Origin of the sequence: Pseudomonas sp. H11T01, assembly GCF_048515765.1 — a bacterium.
Taxonomy (GTDB): Bacteria; Pseudomonadota; Gammaproteobacteria; order Pseudomonadales; family Pseudomonadaceae; genus Aquipseudomonas.
Genome location: NZ_JBLYED010000006.1, coordinates 265,243 through 285,338 on the forward strand (window position 1 = coordinate 265,243; position 20,096 = coordinate 285,338).

A 20,096-nucleotide genomic window follows, 5' to 3' on the forward strand; every position below is an offset into this window, starting at 1 on the left:
TTTCCATGAATCAATCAATGTTCATCGTCTGGCGCGAAAGCGTCGAGGCGCTGCTGGTGATCGGCATTCTCCAGGCCTGGGTCAGCCAGCAAAACCAGGGCAATTGTCTGGCCCGATATTTGTGGGCCGGTGTGGTACTAGGGTTGATGCTGTCGGGGTTATTGGCGGTGCTGATTCTGTTTGCCGGCGAAGCCATGAGCGGATCGGCCAGCGAATGGTTCCAGGCTGCACTGGCGCTGGTTGCCAGCCTGCTGATTGTGCAAATGGTTGGCTGGATGCACCGTCACGGACGCACCCTCAAGCATGACTTACGGCAACACGCCGATAGCCACCTGTCCCAACAAGGCGGCCTCGGGCTGTTGCTGCTGGCGATGCTCGCGATCAGCCGTGAAGGCAGCGAAACCGTGGTGTTTCTTTACGGTGCAGGGGCTCAGTTGCGCGGCCCGCAGCTCGGACTGTTTGCGGTCGGTGGGGTATCGGGACTGGTGCTGGCGGCGTTGACCGTCGCCCTGCTGCACAGCAGCCGCCGATTCATTTCATGGCAGAGATTCTTTGCAATCAGCGAAGCCCTGCTGCTCCTGCTCGGTGCGGCATTGTTGGTCAGCGGCACCGAGCGAATCGGCGGACAATTGCTCGCCCTGGATCTGCCGGAGATAGTTTATAGCGGCGTTGGCGAAGCCCTCTGGGACAGCAGCGCGTGGCTCAGTGACAGCCGAGGGTTGGGTGGCTTACTGGCCGGTTTTACCGGTTACCGAGCGACTCCCAGTGGTATGACCTTGCTGGTGTGGGTCGGCTATTGGCTGGCCGTCGGCGGCTGGTTACGGCAACGCGCCATGGGAAAAGTCCCATGCGCGGCCTGAGTCGCCGCAATCAATGGCTCCAGCAAATAGGCGACAGGATGCGTCGGCACGCGCCAGTGATTCGCGCCGTGCAGTGGACGGTCGTGCTCATCTATACGCTGCTCTTGTTACTACCGGCGCTGCTGCCACTGCCGGACAGCCAGGCACGGATCGTCGACAACCTGACCCTGCTCGCGCAGTTTCTGTTCTGGGGTATCTGGTGGCCGTTCGTGCTGTTGTCGATGGTGCTGTTCGGCCGACTCTGGTGCGGGGTGCTGTGCCCGGAAGGTTCACTGAGCGAATGGGCCAGCCGCTATGGCAAAGGTTTGGGCGTACCACGCTGGGTGCGCTGGGGCGGCTGGCCAACGTTGGCGTTCTGCCTGACAACCCTTTACGGCCAGTTGATCAGCGTCTATGACTACGCCCAGGCGGCGCTGCTGATTCTAGGCGGCTCGACCGTCGCGGCGGTCATCGTCGGCTTGCTATTCGCCCGCAGCAAACGGGTCTGGTGCCGTTACCTGTGCCCGGTCAGCGGCGTCTTCGCCCTGCTCGCCCGACTGGCGCCCGTGCATTTTCAGGTGGATGAACAGCGTTGGCTGGAAAATGCCGCGCCACGCCTGCCACCGCCCAACTGCGCCCCCTTGCTCGATATCCGACGCCTGCAAGGCGCCAGCGACTGCCACGCCTGCGGACGCTGCAGCGGGCAACGCGGTGCGGTTCGGCTGATCGCACGCTCCAGTAATCAAGAGATACTTCAGTCAACGGCACACACGCTATCGCCCTGGGATGCACGATTACTGCTGTTCGGCGTAATCGGCCTGGCCATGGGCGCGTTTCAGTGGACTGTCAGCCCATGGTTCATCGCACTCAAACAACAGCTCGCACAATGGCTGGTCGAACAGGATCTGCTTTGGCCATTGCAAGACAACGCGCCCTGGTGGCTGCTCACCCATTACCCGCAACTCAACGACAGCTTCAGCTGGCTCGACGGTTTCAGCATCGTGGTCTACTTGAGTTTGAGTTCATTACTACTGGGTACGGCGTTGCTGATTCTGTTGCGTCTGACGGCGCGACTGGCGGGAAATTCGGCACTGTATTCGCCCCTGGCCCTGACGCTGACACCCCTTGGCGGTGCCGGACTGTTTCTGGGGCTGTCGGCGACCACCGTGAAGTTACTGCGCTATGAAGGTCTGCTGCTGGAGTGGGTGCAGCCGGCAAGGGCGTTGCTGTTGATGGCGGCGATGGGTTGGAGTTTGGTGTTGGGATGGAAGGTGCTGGGGCGCGAAGGTGTTTCCCTCGCTCGGCGCCTGGCAGGCAGCGTTTGCCTGTTATTGGCCAATGGCTTGGTGGGATATGGCTGGTGGCTGCAATTTTGGGGTTGGTAGCGGTAGTTCTTTGCTTTGGCTTTTGATCTTGATCTACCCGCCCCTTCGGCAGGCCGAGCGGAGGTGTTCATCAGGGGACTGGCGCGCAGCGCCCCTCGGCGAAGCCGAGAACATCGCATGGAGGTCGTCGCGAAGCAGACCGGAGGGCGATGCCCCCTGATGGACACCGTAGCGAGGGAACACCGAGCCTTGGCGAGGGGCCGAACGCTCGGGGCGAAGACTTTTGGTTCCTTTGGGGCGTTTGCCAAAGGGACTCGCTGTAAAAGCGAAACCCTAAGTGGCCGTTACCGCAGAAATGGATATGTACATCAGCAAGAGACAGGCCGGCTGTCAGGCCGCCTTCGCAGGCAAGCCAGCTCCCACATTGGATCGGTGTACATCCGCGAGAGACAGGCCGCGGGATCACCCCCGCAACACAAACTCCGGAAACAACTCCCGCATCGCAGCCCACAACTCCGCCTGCTCAACCTGCGCCGAAACACCCGACAAATGCGGATCCAGCATCCGCGCCGTCCTGACCAACTGCACCGCAAAACGCTTGACCCCTTGAGCACTCAACCGCCGCGCCAGAATCAACAACCGCGCCGGGTCAAACAAATGCCAATGCACCGTGGTGCGACACTCATAGTCAACACCACTGGCCAGCAGATGCTCCAGACTGCGCCAGTTAGCGGCACCACTGCCCCCGACCCGAGTGATGGTTTGACAATCCTCAGGCAAGGCCTTTATGTCGAAACCAACCCAATCGGCCCCCGTCACTGCCTTGGCAAAAGCGGCCGGCTTAATCCCGGCGCTGTGCAAACCAATGCGAAAGCCCATCTGCCGTACTTCGTCCATAGCGCCGAGCAAACCGTCCTGCAAGGTCGGCTCACCGCCGCTGAACACCACTGCATCGAGCAAGTCCTGACGACGTTGCAGAAACGCCAGGACCCGACACCACTCCACTTCTTCGCTGCCGCGAGGCGGGATCAATTGCGGGTTATGGCAGTAACGACAGCGCCAGGCGCAACCCTGGCAAAACAACACGCAGGCCAGCTGTCCCGGATAGTCGAGAGTGGTCAGGGGCACCATGCCCCCGACCCGAAGCATTCGACTCATTGGCGCCCGGCCAGCGCCGCGCTTTCAGTGAAGTGGACCCGCTCGCGGTGCTCGGACTGCTTGCCCGGATTGAAGGCCGATACCGGGCGGTGATAACCCATCACCCGAGTCCAGACTTCGCAGCGTTGACGTTGAGCCTGGGGCAATGTTTGCGATGCATTCATGGTGAAGTTCCTTGGGTTGAGTGAATCGAAATCAATGAACGGCGCCGAGGCTTTGCTCACGCAGCAGCAGTGCCTCGTCGCATTTGGGGCAGAACTCATGCTCGCCATCGAGGTAGCCGTGCACCGGGCAGATGGAGAAGGTCGGGGTCACGGTCAGGTACGGCAGACGGAAACGTCCCAGTGCCTTGCGCACCAGTTGCTTGCAGGCCTGGGTCGAGGAAATCCGCTCGGCCATGTACAGATGCAGCACCGTGCCGCCGGTGTATTTGCATTGCAGTTCGTCCTGAAGCTCCAACGCCTCGAAGGGATCGTCGGTGTAGCCCACCGGCAGTTGCGAAGAATTGGTGTAATACGGTGCCTCGACGCTGCCGGCCTGGAGAATGTCCGGGTAACGCTTGCGGTCTTCCTTGGCGAAGCGGTAGGTGGTGCCTTCGGCCGGAGTGGCTTCGAGGTTGTACAGGTGGCCGGTTTCCTCCTGGAATCGCAGCAAGGTGGCGCGCACATGGTCCAGTAGATTCAAGGCAAACTGTCGGCCCTGTTCGGTGTGCATGCCCTGCTCGTCGCCAGAGAAATTGCGCAGCATTTCATGCAGGCCGTTGAGGCCGATGGTGGAAAAATGGTTGCGCAAAGTGCCCAGGTAACGCTTGGTGTAGGGGTACAAACCGGCGTCCATGTGATGCTGAATCACCTTGCGTTTGACCTCCAGGCTCTCCATCGCCAGCTCCATCAGGGTGTCCAGGCGCTGCAGCAAACCGCTGGTATCGCCCTTGAACACATAGCCCAGACGCGCACAGTTGATAGTGACCACCCCCAGCGAGCCGGTCTGCTCCGCCGAGCCGAACAAGCCGCCGCCGCGCTTGAGCAACTCACGGACATCCAGCTGCAAACGACAACACATCGAGCGCACTTGATTGGGTTGCAGATCCGAATTGAGGAAGTTCTGGAAGTACGGCAGCCCGTAACGCGCAGTCATCTCGAACAGGCGATCGGCGTTTTCACTGTCCCATGGAAAGTCATGGGTGATGTTGTAGGTCGGTATCGGAAAGGTGAACACCCGCCCTTTCGCATCGCCGGCCTGCATCACCTCGATATAGGCGCGGTTGAGCAAGTCCATTTCGACCTGCAAGTCGCCATAGGCAAACGGCATTTCCTCACCGCCAATAATGGGTATCTGCTCACGTAAATCCTGCGGGCAGACCCAGTCGAAGGTCAGGTTGGTAAAGGGTGTCTGAGTGCCCCAGCGCGAGGGCACGTTGAGGTTGTAGATAAACTCCTGGATCGCCTGGCGCACGTCCTGATAGCTCAGCTTGTCTTGGCGCACATAGGGCGCGAGGTAAGTATCGAACGAGCTGAACGCCTGGGCACCGGCCCATTCGTTTTGCAGGGTGCCAAGGAAATTCACCATCTGTCCCAGGGCACTGCTCAGGTGTTTCGGCGGGCCGGCTTCGACACGTCCGGGTACACCATTCAGGCCTTCGTGCAACAGGGTGCGCAGCGACCAACCGGCGCAGTAACCGGCGAGCATGTCCAGATCGTGCACATGCAAATCCGCCTCGCGGTGGGCCTGACCGATCGCCTCGCTATACACCTCGTCCAGCCAATAGTTAGCGGTGACCTTGCCCGACACATTCAGCACCAGCCCGCCCAGGGAGTAGCCCTGATTGGCGTTGGCTTGCACGCGCCAGTCTTCACGGTCCAGGTACTCGTTCATCGAAGTCGCCACCTCGACCATGGTCCGGCGGTCACGGCGCAAGCGCCCGTGCTGTTCGCGGTAGACGATGTAAGCGCGCATGGCGAGGAAAAAACCGGCGTCCATCAGGACCCGTTCGACCCGATCCTGGATCTGCTCGACATGCAATCGCGCCTGCCCTTCCAGTCGGGCCAGTACCGCTTCGAGCAACCCCTCGACTTCGACCTCGGTGTACTCCCCGGTGGCCTTGCCGGCGGCGATCAACGCCTGACGGATCTTGTCCGCATCGAAGGCGACCAGGCTGCCATCGCGTTTGTGCAAACGGTTATACCCTACTGAGATCAGCGTGCTCTGCATTTGGCCTCCATACACCACATATAGATGTTTTAACTATATAAAACACAACATATAGTGAAGGCTACGGGAAAAGCACCGATCTGCAATTGATCGACGTCAAAAATCGATGGCAAAAGGGAATCCAGACACCTGATTCAGAGCCGCGAAAATCTAATGTGGGAGCGGGCTTGCTCGCGAAGAGGCCATCACATTCAACATCAATGTTGACTGATAGACCGCTATCGCGAGCAAGCCCGCTCCCACATTAGTTTTCCTTTGTTTTACAAACCGCATCCGGCTCAACCGCCACTCATGTTCATGAAACGCAAAATCTGCACCTCCCCTTCCGGGTTGAAATCGTGGCGCAAGGGCTTACCGCTCAACGCCTTTTGCACCGCGTTGATCACCGGTTGGTCATCCAGCGGATAGCGGCGCAGCAAACTACGCAAATCCAGCGAGTCGTCCTGGCCGAGGCAGAGCAATAGCCGCCCTTCGACCGTCATCCGGACCCGATTGCAACTGCCGCAGAAGTTGTGGCTGTTGGGTGAAATGAAACCGATACGGGTATCGGGGTGGCGTTCCAGGCGCACATAACGCGCAGGTCCGCCGCTGTTTTCAGTACTGTCGAGCAACCGATGACGGCTGGCGATCAGTGCCCGCACCTCGTCGCTGGAGCAAAACGACTCCCCCCGCGAACGCCCGACGTCACCCAAGGGCATTTCTTCGATAAAGCTGATATCGATGTGTTGCTCGATGGCGTACTGCACCAACCCCAGGACTTCATCGAAGTTGCGCCCTTTCATGACTACGCAGTTGAGTTTGATCCGTTCAAAACCCGCACCGCGCGCCGCTTCGATGCCGTTGAGCACCTGATCGAGATCGCCGTTGCGGGTGATGGCGCGAAACTTCTGCCCGTCCAGGCTATCGAGGCTGATGTTCATCCGCTTGACCCCGGCCTCGGCCAACGGCCGGGCCAGACGGCCCAGCTGCGAGCCGTTGCTGGTCATCACCAGTTCGCGCAAACCGGGCAACGCGGCAATGTTGCGGCACAGCCCGACAATACCGGGGCGGATCAGCGGCTCGCCGCCGGTCAGGCGGATTTTGCGCACCCCGAGGCCGACGAACAGCGTCGCCAAGCGCTGCAATTCTTCAAGCGTCAGGACCTGCTGACGTGGCAGAAAAGTCATGTTTTTCGCCATGCAATACACACAGCGAAAATCACACCGATCAGTCACCGACATCCGCAGATAATCGATCTGCCGCCCAAAACCATCCTGCATCACAGCGTTCATCACATCTCCCGGTTTGCCCAATGGTCACTGCACCAGTGGTGAGTCGGCGCCCTGCAAGTGGATACCGCGAATATCCGCAGCACCGATCAGGGTTTGCAGGTATTGCACCAGGGCTTTCTGCCAGACGCCCTGCTGCAACTGCGTATGAATCGCCGTGGAAACCACCTCATAGGGCAGCGGCATGCCTTCGATTCGTTGATCGACACTGACCACATGCCAGCCGTAACGGCTTTCCAGCGGTTTACTGGCCAGCCCGGGCGCCAGGGTGAACAGCTGACGTTCCAGCTCCGGCACGGTCTGGCCCTTGCTGATCTGCCCCAGAGAACCGCCCTGGGCCTTCGACGGACAAGCCGAATAGTTCAGCGCAAGCTGGGCAAAGCTTCCGGGAAAATCCACCAGACGCTGCAGCAGGACTTCGGCCTGATCGTGCGCCAGGCCCCGGGCCTCGGCATCCTCCGGCGCACATTCGAGCAGGATGTGCCGTATTGCCAGCAATGGCGCACTGTGGAAGCGTCCGCGATTGTTTTCGTAATAACGAAGACTGGTCTCCTCGTCGCACTGAGGCACTTGCACCTCCCGCTCAAGCAACAAACGGGTGGCCGCTTCCTCTTCGTTTTCACCGGCGCCAATCTCCAACGACAGGTCGAGTTCGGCAATGCGCTGCTGCAACAACTCGCGGATCACCAGCGCCCTGGCGGCCAGATAGACCGCCTCCTCGCGGCTTTCGGCCGGGTGATATTGCAGCTCCTGGGCGAGAGCCTCGGGGGTGATCGATACCTCGTTGACGCTGATGATCGGCCATTCCTGTTCGCTGCTGGCGATCAGTTGCGCCGGGGCGCCGTCGGCAGCCGCCGGTTCAACCGCAAGCGCTTCAAACTGCACCGCTCCGGCCGGCGCGATGTCGTCGACGCCAGGCGCAGAAGACTCCGCTTGTTTTGAAGAACCGCAGCCACCGCTGCCCCCTTTACCGCCGCCACATCCACATCCACCTGACATGATTGCCTCCTCAGATTTTCTGCCGAACGATTTGATAACGCCGTCCCAGGTACCAGATCGGTGCACTGACCATGTGTACAAGACGGGTAAAGGGGAACAACACGAACAGGGTCAAGCCGAGAAACACGTGCAGCTTGTAGGTCAAGCCGACCGGCGCTATGGACGCCGCTGCTTCCATCGGACGCAACAGCACAGTGTTCTGCGCCCAATCGGCGAGCATCACCATCACCGAGCCGTCCATATGCTCGGTGGAGGCCGCGATGGTCAGCAGACCGAGCAGCAACTGCGCCAGCAGCACCAGCAAAATCAGAATGTCCGAAACGCTGGAAGTGGCGCGAACCCGTGGATCGGTCAACCGCCGATTGACCAGCATCAGCAGACCGACCAGGCACAGCAGGCCGAAAATCCCGCCGGAGACCATCGCCAGCAACTGCTTGTTCTCAGTGCTGATCACATGGTGATAAACCGACGCCGGCGTCAGCAGACCGACGAAGTGCCCGGCCAGCACGAACAACACACCAATATGGAAGAAGTTGCTCGCCACGCGCATCCCGCGCTGGTTGAGCATCTGGCTGGAGCCAGCCTTCCAGGTGTACTGCGAGAGATCGAAGCGGGCCCAACTGCCAATCAGGCAAATCGCCAGGGCAACATAGGGATAAACCCCAAATAACATCAGATTCCATTTAGACATTGCCCACCTCCTCGGCAGGCACGACGGCCAGCCCTTCATGCTGAAAATCCACCCAGTGCAGCGGTACTGCGCTTTCCTCGCGGGCCTTGCCCGGTGCGCTTGGCAGTCCACTGCAACGGTCCTGCTGTTCGGCCTGGAGAAAGTCCACAGCCTCCTCTTCCCAAATCTTGTCGAGGGCTTCGAGGGAGTCGTCGCGAGGTTCCGCGGCGACCTGTGCGCGCAGGTCGGCCACCGCCTGATGGGGTTCGGCCCCGGCAATTTGCAGCAGCGCCCGGAAGCAGCTGGCGTAAGCGCTTTCGCGCTCCTCCAGACGTGCCGCCAGCAACGCCAGCAGGTGCGAGACATCGGCCAGGCCCTCGCGAGCCTCGATGTCTTCGCGGGTGGAGAGGAACTCCAGGTACAGCGGGATATAGTCCGGCAGCTCCTTGACGCCGATGGCAAACCCGGCGGCTTCGTATTGCGCCATCATGTCGACCATGGCCTGACCGCGGTCGCGGGATTCGCCATGCACATGCTCGAACAACAGCAGCGACAGCGAGCGCCCCCGACCGAACAGCGCACCGTAGTGCTCCTGCCCGTCCATCAGGTCATTGGCGCAGATCAGCTCAAGCAACTCGAACAACGCGCCGCGCTGCTTGGGGCTGATTTCCCGGGACTGGATAATCGCCTGTTCCAGTTCGTCACGACCCGCTATCAGGGTCTCGGTCGGATAATCGAGCAGCAGCGAAATCACTTTGAGAATGCGCATGCTCATTCCTCCCACAACTGGACGGTTTTCAGGATGTCGCGGCGGTTGGCTTTCTTGGCGCCGAACATGTTGGTGTCGGAGCTGCCGCTACAACCGCTGCCGAAACTGAAACCGCAGCCCGAGCGCTCGGCGAACGCATCGCTCATGGCGTCTTCACGGTGGGCACTGGGCACCACAAAACGGTCTTCGTAGTTGGCGATCGCCAGGTAGCGATACATCTCCTCGACCTGAGCCACGCTAAGCCCGACATCCTTGAGCACTTGCAGGTCCTGGACGCCATCGACTTGCTCGGAACGTTTGTAGGCACGCATCGCCAACAAGCGTTTGAGCGCGCGCTTGACCGGTTTCTCATCGCCTGCGGTCAGCAGGTTGGCCAGGTAACGCAGCGGAATACGCAGGCTGTCGACATCCGGGATTACCCCGTTCATGCCCACGGTGCCAGCGGTGGCGGCGTTCTGGATCGGTGACAGCGGCGGCACGTACCAAACCATCGGCAGAGTGCGATATTCCGGGTGCAGCGGCAGCGCCAGTTTCCAGTCCACGGCCATCTTGTAGACCGGCGAACGTTGTGCGGCATCGATCACCGATTGCGGCACACCGTCTTCCAGGGCCTGACGAATCACCGCCGGGTCATTTGGATCGAGGAAGATCTCCAGTTGCTTCTCGTACAGGTCCTGCTCATTGGCGGTGCTCGCCACCTCGCTGATGCGGTCGGCGTCATACAGCAGCACACCGAGGTAGCGAATCCGACCGACACAGGTTTCCGCGCAGACGGTTGGCATCCCGGCTTCGATACGCGGGTAGCAGAAGATGCACTTCTCGGATTTGCCACTTTTCCAGTTGAAGTAGATCTTTTTGTACGGGCAGCCGCTGATGCACATCCGCCAGCCGCGGCATTTCTCCTGGTCGATCAGGACAATCCCGTCTTCCTCACGCTTGTAGATCGCCCCGCTCGGGCAAGCCGCTGCGCACGTCGGGTTGAGGCAGTGCTCGCACAAACGCGGCAAATACATCATGAAGGTGTTTTCGTATTCGCCGTAAATGTCCGCCTGGATCTTGTCGAAGTTCTTGTCCTTGCGCCGCTTGGCGAATTCGGTACCGAGGATTTCCTCCCAGTTCGGGCCCCACTCGATTTTTTCCATGCGCTTGCCGGAAATCAGCGAACGCGGCCGCGCGGTGGGCTGGTGTTCGCCCAGCGGTGCGGTGTGCAGATGCTGATAGTCGAAGTCAAAGGGTTCGTAGTAATCATCGAGGCTCGGCAGATCCGGGTTGGCGAAAATGTTCGCCAACACGCGGAACTTACCGCCGATGCGCGGGTTGATGGTGCCGTTGGCATTGCGGATCCAGCCACCCTTCCACTTGTCCTGGTTTTCCCATTCTTTCGGGTAGCCGATCCCGGGCTTCGATTCGACGTTGTTGAACCAGGCGTACTCCATGCCTTCGCGGCTGGTCCAGACGTTCTTGCAGGTGATTGAGCACGTGTGGCACCCGATGCACTTGTCCAGGTTCAGAACCATGCCGATCTGTGAGCGAATCTTCATCTCAGTTCTCCTCGATATCGGTCGGCAGCGGACGTGGCAGGTCATCGCCACTTGAACCATCGAGCCAGTCGACTTTGGACATTTTGCGTACCACAACGAATTCATCGCGGTTGCAACCGACCGTGCCGTAATAGTTGAAACCGTAAGCTTGCTGGGCGTAGCCACCGATCATGTGGGTCGGCTTGAGCACGACGCGGGTAACCGAGTTGTGATGGCCGCCACGGGTCTTGGTGGTTTCCGAGCCCGGCACGTTCACGATCCGTTCCTGGGCGTGGTACATCATCACCATGCCGTCCTTGACCCGCTGGCTGACCACCGCCCGGGCGGTCAGCGCGCCGTTGACGTTGAAGCACTCGATCCAGTCGTTGTCCTCGATGCCGGCGCGTTTCGCGTCGTTCTCCGAGAGCCAGACAATCGGCCCACCACGGCTGAGGGTGAGCATCAGCAGGTTGTCGCTGTAGGTGCTGTGGATGCCCCATTTCTGATGCGGGGTGATCCAGTTCAGGACGATTTCCGTGTGGCCGTTGCTGCGCTTGCCTTTCACCCCTTCGATGGTGCGGGTGTTGACCGGTGGCCGATAACTCATCAGTTGCTCACCGAACGCCTGCATCCACGGGTGATCCTGATAGAACTGCTGGCGACCGGTGATGGTGCGCCATGGAATCCCTTCGTGAACGTTGGTGTAGCCGGCGTTGTAGCTGACGTGATCGTCCTCGAGACCCGACCAGGTCGGGCTGGAAATGATCTTGCGCGGCTGTGCCTGAATGTCTCGGAAACGAATCGCCTCGTGGGCCTTGGACAGCGCCAGGTGGCTGTGGTCGATCCCGGTGAATTCCGACAGCGCGGCCCAGGCCTTGACCGCTACCTGGCCATTGGTTTCCGGCGCAAGGGACAGAATCACTTCGGCGGCATCGATCGCCGTGTCGATTTTCGGCCGCCCGTGGCTGATACCGGCGGCACCTTCTTTGTGATTGAGTTCACCGAGGAACTTCACTTCGTCGTCGGTGTTCCAGTTGATGCCCTTGCCACCATTGCCGTGTTTTTCCAGCAATGGCCCGAGAGAACTGAACTGCTTGTAGATATTCGGGTAGTCACGCTCCACCACGTGCAGGTTCGGCGCGTTCTTGCCCGGTTCCGGGGCCACGCCAGCACTTTTCCAGTCGGTGCCGCCGAATGGCTGGGCCAATTCGCCAACGCTGTCGTGCATCAGCGGGATGGTCACCAGGTCCTTTTCAACCCCCAGATTCCCTTCGGACATGCTGGAAAACGCCTTGGCGATGCCTTTGTAAATCTCCCAATCCGAACGAGACTCCCAGGCCGGGTCAATGGCCGCCGACAACGGGTGAATGAACGGGTGCATGTCCGAGGTGTTCATGTCGTCTTTCTCGTACCAGGTTGCGGTCGGCAACACGATGTCCGAGTAAACGCAGGTAGAGGACATGCGGAAGTCCAGCGTGGTGACCAGATCGAGCTTGCCGATGGCGCCCTCGTCCACCCACTCCGCTTCTTCGGGTTTGCAGTCACCGACCTTGCCGATGTCTTCGTTCATCACACCATTCTTGGTGCCGAGCAGGTACTTGAGCATGTACTCGTGGCCCTTGCCCGAAGAGCCCAGCAGGTTGGAGCGCCAGATAAACATGATGCGAGGGAAGTTGACCGGGCTGTCCGGCTGTTCGCAGGAGAACCTCAGGGAACCGTCCTGCAACGACTTGACCACGTAGTCTTTGGGGTCCATGCCAGCCGCCGCAGCATCACGGCAAATATGCAGCGGGTTGGTGTTCAGTTGTGGCGCGCTCGGCAACCAACCGGCGCGTTCAGCGCGGATGTTGTAGTCCAGGGCATGCTCGGGGAACTGGCTCTTATCGGCCAGCGGCGAGAGCACGTCGTGCATGCTCATTTTCTCGTGGCGCCACTGCGAGCTGTGAGCATAGAAGAAACTGGTGCCGTTCATTTGCCGAGGCGGACGATTCCAGTCCAGGCCAAACGCCAGTGGCAGCCAGCCGCATTGCGGACGGAGTTTTTCCTGACCGACGTAATGCGCCCAACCGCCACCGGTCTGGCCGACACACCCGCAGAGCATGAGCATGTTGATCAGCCCACGGTAGTTCATGTCCATGTGGTACCAGTGATTCATCGCCGCGCCGACGATGATCATCGAGCGGCCCTTGGTCTTGTCGGCGTTATCGGCGAATTCACGGGCGATCTGGATGGCTTTCTCACGGCTGACGCCGGTGATCTGCTCCTGCCAGGCCGGGGTGCCGGGCACCGAGGCGTCATCGTAATCCTTGGCCACGTTAGCGCCACCGAGGCCGCGATCGATCGCCAGGTTGGCCGCCGACAGGTCGAACACGGTGGCGACTTTCGCCACGCTACCGTCCGCCAGCACCACGTTGTGTACCGGTACGCGGCGGTATTGCACGGCATCGCCGGCCACGTGCTGGAAGTGTTCGTGGGACTCGCCGGCAAAATACGGGAACGCCACTTCGGCGACGTCATCACCGATCAGGCTCAGTTTCAGATCGATCTCACGGCCTTCGCCGCCTTCACGGGCGAGGATGTTCCACTTGCCCTTCTCGCCCCAGCGATAACCGATGGAGCCCTGGGGTGAAACCAGTTCACCGCTGACATCCAGGGCGATGGTTTTCCATTCCGGGTTGTTTTCCTGGCCGAGGTTGTCGGTCAGGTCCGAAGCGCGCAAGAAGCGATCTGGCTGGTAACCGGCGCCCGGCGCCACATCGACCATTTGCTTGAGCAATACCAGCACCGGCAAGTCAGTGAAGCGCTTGGCGTAGTCGGTGAAATAGGCGCTCGGTTTGTCCAGGTGGAATTCTTTGAAGATCACATGATTGAACGCTTGGGCCAGCGCCGCGTCAGTACCCTGCTTGGGGTTGAGCCACAGGTCAGTGAGCTTGGCCACTTCCGAATAGTCCGGAGTGATGGCAACAGTTTTGGTGCCCTTGTAACGAACCTCGGTGAAAAAGTGCGCATCAGGAGTACGGGTCTGCGGGACGTTGGAGCCCCAGGCAATGATGTAGTTGGAGTTGTACCAGTCAGCCGATTCCGGCACGTCGGTCTGCTCGCCCCAAACCATCGGTGAGGCCGGTGGCAAGTCGCAGTACCAGTCATAGAAGCTCAGGCAGGCGCCGCCGATCAGCGACAGGTAACGGGAACCTGCGGCATAGCTGACCATCGACATCGCTGGAATCGGCGAGAAACCGACGATCCGGTCAGGGCCATATTGCTTGATGGTGTAGACGTTGGAAGCGGCAATGATCTCGTTGACTTCCTCCCAGTTGGAACGAATGAAGCCCCCCATGCCGCGTTTGCTTTTATAGGAGTCGGCCTTGACCTTGTCCTCGACGATGCTCGCCCAGGCTTCGACCGGAGCCATGGTCAGCCGCGCGTCGCGCCAGAGCTTGAGCAACGGCTTGCGGATTTTCGGGTACTTGAGCCGGTTGGCGCTGTAGATGTACCAGCTGTAACTGGCACCACGCGGACAGCCACGAGGCTCATGGTTAGGCAGATCGTTACGGGTGCGCGGGTAGTCAGTCTGCTGGGTTTCCCAGGTGATCAGACCGTTCTTGACGTAGATTTTCCAGGAGCAGGACCCGGTGCAGTTCACCCCGTGGGTGGAACGCACGATCTTGTCGTACTGCCAGCGCGAACGGTAGACGTTCTCCCAGTCACGAGACTCTTTGCGGGTCTCTCCGTGACCGTCGGAAAACTCGTTTTGCTTGCGGTTGAAAAACCGCAGTTGATCCAGTAAATGACTCACGGTGTAGTCCTCTCAGGCTTTGTCGCGGGGTCTGTGCCCCGCCCACGCAATGGTTGGATTCGGGTCGGTTCAGCAGGGCGTCGCGGCGCCTTTACGCGCGTACCACCACCAGGTCACCACAATGCAACTCAGGTAGAAGCCGACGAACATGTAGAAGGCCATCTCCGGGCCGCCGGTCTGGGCCATCGAAGTGCCGAAAGATTTGGGAATGAAGAACGCGCCGAAGGCGCCCATGGCCGAACTGAAGCCGAGCACTGCGGCTGACTCCTTGCCGGCGTTCTTCAGGGCTTGTTCGCGAATGGCCGGCGATTGCCCGGCAGACGCTTTTTCATGCTGGGTACGGAAGATCACCGGGATCATCCGGAAGGTGGAGCCGTTGCCCACGCCGGTGGTGATGAACAGCAGCATGAACATGCCGAGGAAGCCGTAGAAGTTGCCGGCCGAACCGTTTTGCGGCAGAGCGCCGTGGCTGCTTTCTGGTAGAAAGTGCAGCACACCGAAGACCATCACGATCATCGCCACGAAGTTCCACAAGGTCACTTTCGCGCCACCGAGCTTGTCCGCCAGCCAGCCGCCCAACGGACGCACTAGCGCCCCGACCAAGGGCCCAAGGAAGGCGAATTTCAAGGCGATAACGTCAGGGAAGGAAGTTTTGATCAGCAGCGGAAACGCCGCGGAAAAGCCGATGAACGAACCGAAGGTCGCCAGGTACAACCAGCACATCAGCCAGTTGTGCTTGCGCTTGAAGATCACCGCCTGTTCGCTGAACGAAGCCCTGGCACTGGACAAATCGTTCATGCCGAACCAGGCAATCAGCGTTACCGCGATAATGAACGGCACCCAGATGAACCCGGCGTTCTGCAGCCACAACTGGCCACCGTCTGCCAGCGTTTGCGGCTTACCGCCAACGAAACCGAACACACCGAAGGTAATCACCAGCGGCACACAGAACTGCATCACCGAGACGCCCAGGTTACCTAGCCCGGCATTCAGGCCAAGGGCCGTGCCCTGCTGGGACTTCGGATAGAAGAAGCTGATGTTGGACATGCTCGAGGCGAAGTTGCCGCCCCCAAAACCGCACAGCAAGGCGATCAGCACAAACACGCTGTAAGAGGTGCTCGGGTCCTGCACGGCGAAGCCCATCCAGATCGATGGCAACAACAGCGACGCGGTGCTCAGGGCGGTCCAGCGACGGCCGCCGAAGATCGGCACCATAAAGGAATAGAAAACCCGCAAGGTCGCGCCGGACAGCCCCGGCAACGCCGCCAGCCAGAACAACTGGTCAGTGGTGAAGCTGAAGCCGATGGCGTTCAACCGCACGATCACCGTGCTCCAGACCATCCACACCGCAAAGGCCAACAGCAGCGCAGGAATGGAAATCCACAGGTTGCGCGTGGCGGTCTGTTTGCCGCTACACCCCCAGAACGCTGGGTCTTCCGGGCGCCAGTCATGAATGACCGGGCCTGAATCAGGCTTTTGCAGAACGGACATGTTCTTCTCCTTGGGCAATGCTGGAAAACGGGGAAGCGGTCACGGGCAGCTCTTTACCGAACACCGGGCTCTTGCGTATTTCGCTGAAGTACATCCAGGTGAGGGAGACCCAGACCACGCCGTACATCAACATGAAGCAGGACGAACGCACGCCGGTCAGGTCCACCAGCGCGCCAAACAGAATCGGCAACACGAAGCCGCCCAAGCCGCCAGCAAGGCCGACGATGCCGGACACGGCGCCCATGTTTTTCGGGTAGTCATTGGCGATGTATTTGAAAACCGAGGCCTTGCCGAACGCGAAGGCGATGCCCATGACGAACAGCAGCACGGTGAACAACGTGGGGCTCAAGCCGATATGAAAATTCAGCGGGCCGTTGAGGGTCTGCACTTGCAGTTGGGTCTGGGGATACGAGAGCACGAACAGGCAGACCCAGCTGACCCACAGCACCCACCAGGTCACGCTCTGAGCGCCCCAGCGGTCCGACATCCAGCCGCCAACAGCGCGCAGTACACCGCCGGGCAGGGAAAAACACGCCGCCAGCAGGGCCGCGCTTTGCAGGTTGAAACCGTATTCCTGCACGTAGTACTTGGTCATCCACAGCGCGAGGCCGACGTAGCCGCCGAAGACGATCGAGTAGTACTGGCAGTAGCGCCACACCGCAGGATCCTTCAACGCCCTCAGTTGCTCACGCAAACTGGCGCCCGTGACACTGCGATGGCCCTTGTTTTCTGAGGTCAAGAACCAGAACAGCAGCGCGGTGATAAACAGGATTGCGCTGAAGACTTTCGGCACCAACTGCCAGCTACCGGCGGCGATCAGCGCCGGGGCCAGGAACTTGGTCACCGCCGACCCGGCGTTGCCAGCACCGAAGATGCCCATGGCGAAGCCCTGGTTCTGCTGGTCAAACCATTTGGCAACGTAGGCAATCCCCACTGAAAACGAGCCGCCGGCCAGGCCGACGAACAGGCCCAGCACCAGGAACTGCCAGTAGGCGGTGGCGTGGCTGATCAGGTACAGCGGCGCTACGCAGGCCAGCATCAGCACAAAGAACACGCTGCGCCCGCCGAAGCGGTCGGTCAGCAGGCCCAGCGGCAAACGCGCCAGCGAGCCGGTCAATACCGGGGTGGCGGCCAGCAGGCCGAATTGGGTTTCGTTGAGCTGGAGAAGCTCCTTGATCGGCACGCCGAGCACGGCAAACATCATCCAGACCATAAAGCACACGGTGAAGGCCAGCGTACTCATACCCAGCACAAGGCCTTGTTGTACACGCGGTTGGGTCACAACGTTCTCCAGTCAGTTAGCCATGGCTGCAGACTAGAGAGACGAACCCCGCAAAAACTTGATCCATGTCAACGAAGCCCATGGCGGTATAGGCCTATGCTTGCGCTGTCTACCTCTAAGGAGGTAGTTCGAAAAACCAGATAAACCCTTTATTTATCAATGTATTAACTTCGTCTGCCGACGCTTTTACTGACACGGAGCGGCCGACAACTCTTTAGAGGTAGTGCGCCCGGGATCGGCTGCAAAACCCTCGGCGATCACAATCTGGAGCTCTACATGCTCTGCTTTCTTATCTTTTCCCCGGATCGGCGCTGATGATGCGCTGGTTGCGCAGTTCCCTGCCCGCTCGCGCCGGGCTGGCGGTGATCCTGATCGCCATCCTCGCCCTTGCCAGCTCCCTGAGCGCCGGGTTGATCGCCTGGTTCAGCCAGGGCGATGCGGCGGCTATCAACACCGCCGGTTCCGTGCGCATGGAGACTTACCACCTGAGCTGGAAACTGGCCGCAGGCGCAACCGGCGAAGAAATCGCCACCATCACTGATAGCCTGCAACAACGCCTGGACAGCCAGTCACTCAAGGCTGTGCTGGAAGATGGCCCGCCTACGTCCCTCCAAACCAGCTACCAGCACATCCAGCAACGCTGGAACGACGATCTGCGCCCGGCACTGGAACGTGGTGATGGGGCTTTTTTTCAGGCCAATGCCCTGCCGTTCGTCGAGCAGCTGAACCAGTTCGTCAGCCTGTTGCAGCAACAAAGCGAACACAAACAAGGCTGGCAGCAAGCGATCCAGGGCATGGCCTTGTTCACCACCATGATTATCCTGCTGATCGGTCTGTACGAGTTGCAGTACGGCGTGGTCACGCCCTTGCAAGAATTGGTGGACGCCACCCAGCGCTTTCGCGGTGGGGACTTCAAGGTGCGGGTCAACCATCAGTCGCAAGACGAACTGGGCCAGTTGGCCATGAGTTTCAACGCCATGGCCGAGACGATCGAAGAGTCGCACCGTACTCTGGAAAGTCAGGTCCAACAGAAAACCCTGAACCTGCAACAAGCCAATGCCGCCCTGGAACTGCTGTATCAAAGCAGCCGCAGCCTGGCCACCCGCCTGGCCAATGCCGAAGGGTTGGACGAATTGATCCGGCGCTTCCAGCAACGCCTGCCGGGCTTGCGTCTCTCGCTGTGCCTGCGCGGCGCTGTGCAGGCCCCCGCCTCGCACATGCTCGCCCTGCATGGCGAAAACGACCGTGAAGTCTGTGCCAGCAGTGAATGCGCCACCTGCCAGAAACACACTAAAGCCAGTCCGAAAACCTTCAGCATCAGTAACCAGGGCAACGAACTGGGTGAGCTCAAGGCGCATTTTGACGACGGGCATCGGGCACAGGGTTGGGAGTCCCAATTGATCCAGGCGCTGGCCAACCTGATCGGCACCTCGCTTTCACTCAAGCGCCAGCGCGAACAGGATCATCGCCTGCTGCTGCTCGAAGAGCGCACCATCATCGCCCGCGAACTGCACGATTCACTGGCTCAGGCCCTGTCGTACATGAAGCTGCAAGTCAGCCGCATGCAGACCCTGATGCGCCGTGGCGAACCAGTGGAAACCCTGGAGACCGTCACCGCCGAACTGCGCGAGGGGCTGAACAATGCCTACCGCCAGTTGCGCGAACTGCTGACCACCTTTCGCTTGCAGATTCACGACGAGGGACTGGTGCAGGAACTCAAGGACACGGCCCAGGAGTTCTCCCGCCGGGGAGATTTCCAGGTGCACCTGCACATCGACACGCTGGCCTTTCAGCTGTCGGCCAGCGAGCAAATCCACATTCTGCAAATTACTCGCGAGGCGCTCTCCAACTGCCTGCGCCACGCCCACGCGCAAAACGCCTGGCTGCAACTGCGTCAGGACGGCGAAACCGTCAGGCTCATCGTCGAAGACGACGGCCGGGGCTTCAGCGGCCAGACCGACCAGCGCGAACACCACGGCCTGACCATCATGGATGAGCGTGCCCGCAGCTTGCGCGGCCAACTGCAAATATTCTCCCGGGCGCCGCAAGGCACCCTCGTCCAACTGGAATTCCAACCGGAGTTTCTCGGGCAGCACACAGAAGGTAGCGTTTCATGAACCCTCCCCTGCAACACCGCATCCTGCTAGTGGACGATCATCCGATGATGCGTCACGGCATCCGGCAAATGCTCGAGCTGGAAGATGATTTCGAGATCGTCGGCGAAGCCAGCAACGGCGAAGAAGCCCTCAGCCTCATCGAACCGCTGCAGCCGGATCTGGTGCTGCTCGATAACAACATGCCCCTAATGAATGGCATTGAAACCCTGCGACGGTTGCGGGCGATGCACTACACCGCAAAGGTGCTGCTGTTCACCGTGTCGGATGCCGAAGACGATATTCGCGACGCGCTGCGCCTGGATGCCGATGGCTATCTGCTCAAGGACATGGAGCCCGAACTGTTGATTCAGTACATCCGCGATGCGCTGAACGGCGCACTGGTGATCAGCCCCGGCCTGACTCAGGTCATGGCCCAGGCGCTGCGCTCACCGCCACGCCAGGCCGTGGTGGAACTGACCGAGCGCGAACGTCAGGTGCTGAAAACCATTGCCAGCGGCTTTAGCAACAAGGTCATCGGGCACAAGCTGGGCATCACCGAAGGCACGGTCAAGGTTCACGTCAAAAACCTGCTGCACAAGCTCGGTTTGCGCTCGCGGGTCGAGGCGGCCGTGTGGGCGATGGAGCATCTGCGCAGTGCGAGCTGACGGGCAT

General features: G+C 60.1%; 15 protein-coding genes. 4 read left to right on the plus strand and 11 right to left on the minus strand.

The features are described from left to right. Positions 1-5 precede the first annotated feature (5 nt). Positions 6-860: an FTR1 family iron permease gene (locus tag ACN1C3_RS10710; protein WP_419115774.1), complete on the plus strand. Its 855-nt coding sequence runs from the start codon at positions 6-8 to the stop codon at positions 858-860. Further along, entirely contained in the window at positions 848-2,224 is a 1,377-nt protein-coding gene (locus ACN1C3_RS10715) for a 4Fe-4S binding protein (protein ID WP_419115775.1), read from the plus strand. Before ACN1C3_RS10710 ends, ACN1C3_RS10715 begins: the two co-directional genes overlap by 13 nt. Positions 2,225-2,626: 402 nt before the next feature. Here ACN1C3_RS10715 and ACN1C3_RS10720 read toward each other — a convergent pair whose 3' ends face one another. From ACN1C3_RS10720 to ACN1C3_RS10770, 11 genes are all read right to left on the minus strand, one after another. Further along, the gene (locus tag ACN1C3_RS10720) at positions 2,627-3,322 is read right to left on the minus strand and encodes an anaerobic ribonucleoside-triphosphate reductase activating protein (RefSeq protein WP_419115776.1); all 696 of its coding nucleotides are present in this window, start codon (positions 3,320-3,322) and stop codon (positions 2,627-2,629) included. Beyond that, positions 3,319-3,486, minus strand: a complete 168-nt coding sequence (gene nrdD, locus ACN1C3_RS10725; RefSeq protein WP_219060010.1) for an anaerobic ribonucleoside-triphosphate reductase — start codon at positions 3,484-3,486, stop codon at positions 3,319-3,321. Before nrdD ends, ACN1C3_RS10720 begins: the two co-directional genes overlap by 4 nt. 31 nt (positions 3,487-3,517) lie before the next feature. Then, entirely contained in the window at positions 3,518-5,533 is a 2,016-nt protein-coding gene (locus ACN1C3_RS10730) for a ribonucleoside triphosphate reductase (protein WP_419115777.1), read from the minus strand. 278 nt (positions 5,534-5,811) lie between these two features. Next, positions 5,812-6,804 (minus strand): GTP 3',8-cyclase MoaA, encoded by a 993-nt coding sequence (gene moaA, locus ACN1C3_RS10735; RefSeq protein ID WP_419115778.1) that lies wholly within the window; start codon positions 6,802-6,804, stop codon positions 5,812-5,814. A 24-nt stretch (positions 6,805-6,828) separates the two neighbouring features. Further along, positions 6,829-7,800, minus strand: coding sequence for a peptidylprolyl isomerase (locus ACN1C3_RS10740; RefSeq protein ID WP_419115779.1), 972 nt, complete (start codon positions 7,798-7,800; stop codon positions 6,829-6,831). A gap of 10 nt (positions 7,801-7,810) precedes the next feature. Beyond that, positions 7,811-8,491: a respiratory nitrate reductase subunit gamma gene (narI, locus tag ACN1C3_RS10745; protein ID WP_419115780.1), complete on the minus strand. Its 681-nt coding sequence runs from the start codon at positions 8,489-8,491 to the stop codon at positions 7,811-7,813. Beyond that, a complete protein-coding gene (gene narJ / locus ACN1C3_RS10750) occupies positions 8,484-9,239 on the minus strand; it encodes a nitrate reductase molybdenum cofactor assembly chaperone (protein ID WP_419115781.1) in 756 nt (251 codons plus the stop codon). The genes narI and narJ overlap by 8 nt, the downstream gene beginning before the upstream one ends. 2 nt (positions 9,240-9,241) lie before the next feature. After that, on the minus strand, positions 9,242-10,780 hold the full coding sequence (narH, locus tag ACN1C3_RS10755) for a nitrate reductase subunit beta (RefSeq protein ID WP_419115782.1): 1,539 nt from the start codon (positions 10,778-10,780) through the stop codon (positions 9,242-9,244). A 1-nt stretch (position 10,781) separates the two neighbouring features. Continuing rightward, entirely contained in the window at positions 10,782-14,555 is a 3,774-nt protein-coding gene (locus tag ACN1C3_RS10760; RefSeq protein WP_419115783.1) for a nitrate reductase subunit alpha, read from the minus strand. A gap of 69 nt (positions 14,556-14,624) precedes the next feature. Further along, a complete protein-coding gene (locus ACN1C3_RS10765) occupies positions 14,625-16,046 on the minus strand; it encodes a NarK family nitrate/nitrite MFS transporter (RefSeq protein WP_419115784.1) in 1,422 nt (473 codons plus the stop codon). Then, positions 16,024-17,328, minus strand: a complete 1,305-nt coding sequence (locus ACN1C3_RS10770) for an MFS transporter (protein WP_419115785.1) — start codon at positions 17,326-17,328, stop codon at positions 16,024-16,026. The genes ACN1C3_RS10765 and ACN1C3_RS10770 overlap by 23 nt, the downstream gene beginning before the upstream one ends. A gap of 314 nt (positions 17,329-17,642) precedes the next feature. Between ACN1C3_RS10770 and ACN1C3_RS10775 the strand changes: the two genes are divergently transcribed. Both ACN1C3_RS10775 and narL read left to right on the plus strand, forming a co-directional pair. Then, positions 17,643-19,445, plus strand: a complete 1,803-nt coding sequence (locus tag ACN1C3_RS10775; protein WP_419115786.1) for a HAMP domain-containing protein — start codon at positions 17,643-17,645, stop codon at positions 19,443-19,445. Beyond that, complete coding sequence (narL, locus tag ACN1C3_RS10780) at positions 19,442-20,089, plus strand: two-component system response regulator NarL (RefSeq protein ID WP_419115787.1); 648 nt, start codon at positions 19,442-19,444, stop codon at positions 20,087-20,089. The genes ACN1C3_RS10775 and narL overlap by 4 nt, the downstream gene beginning before the upstream one ends. Positions 20,090-20,096: the final 7 nt, after the last annotated feature.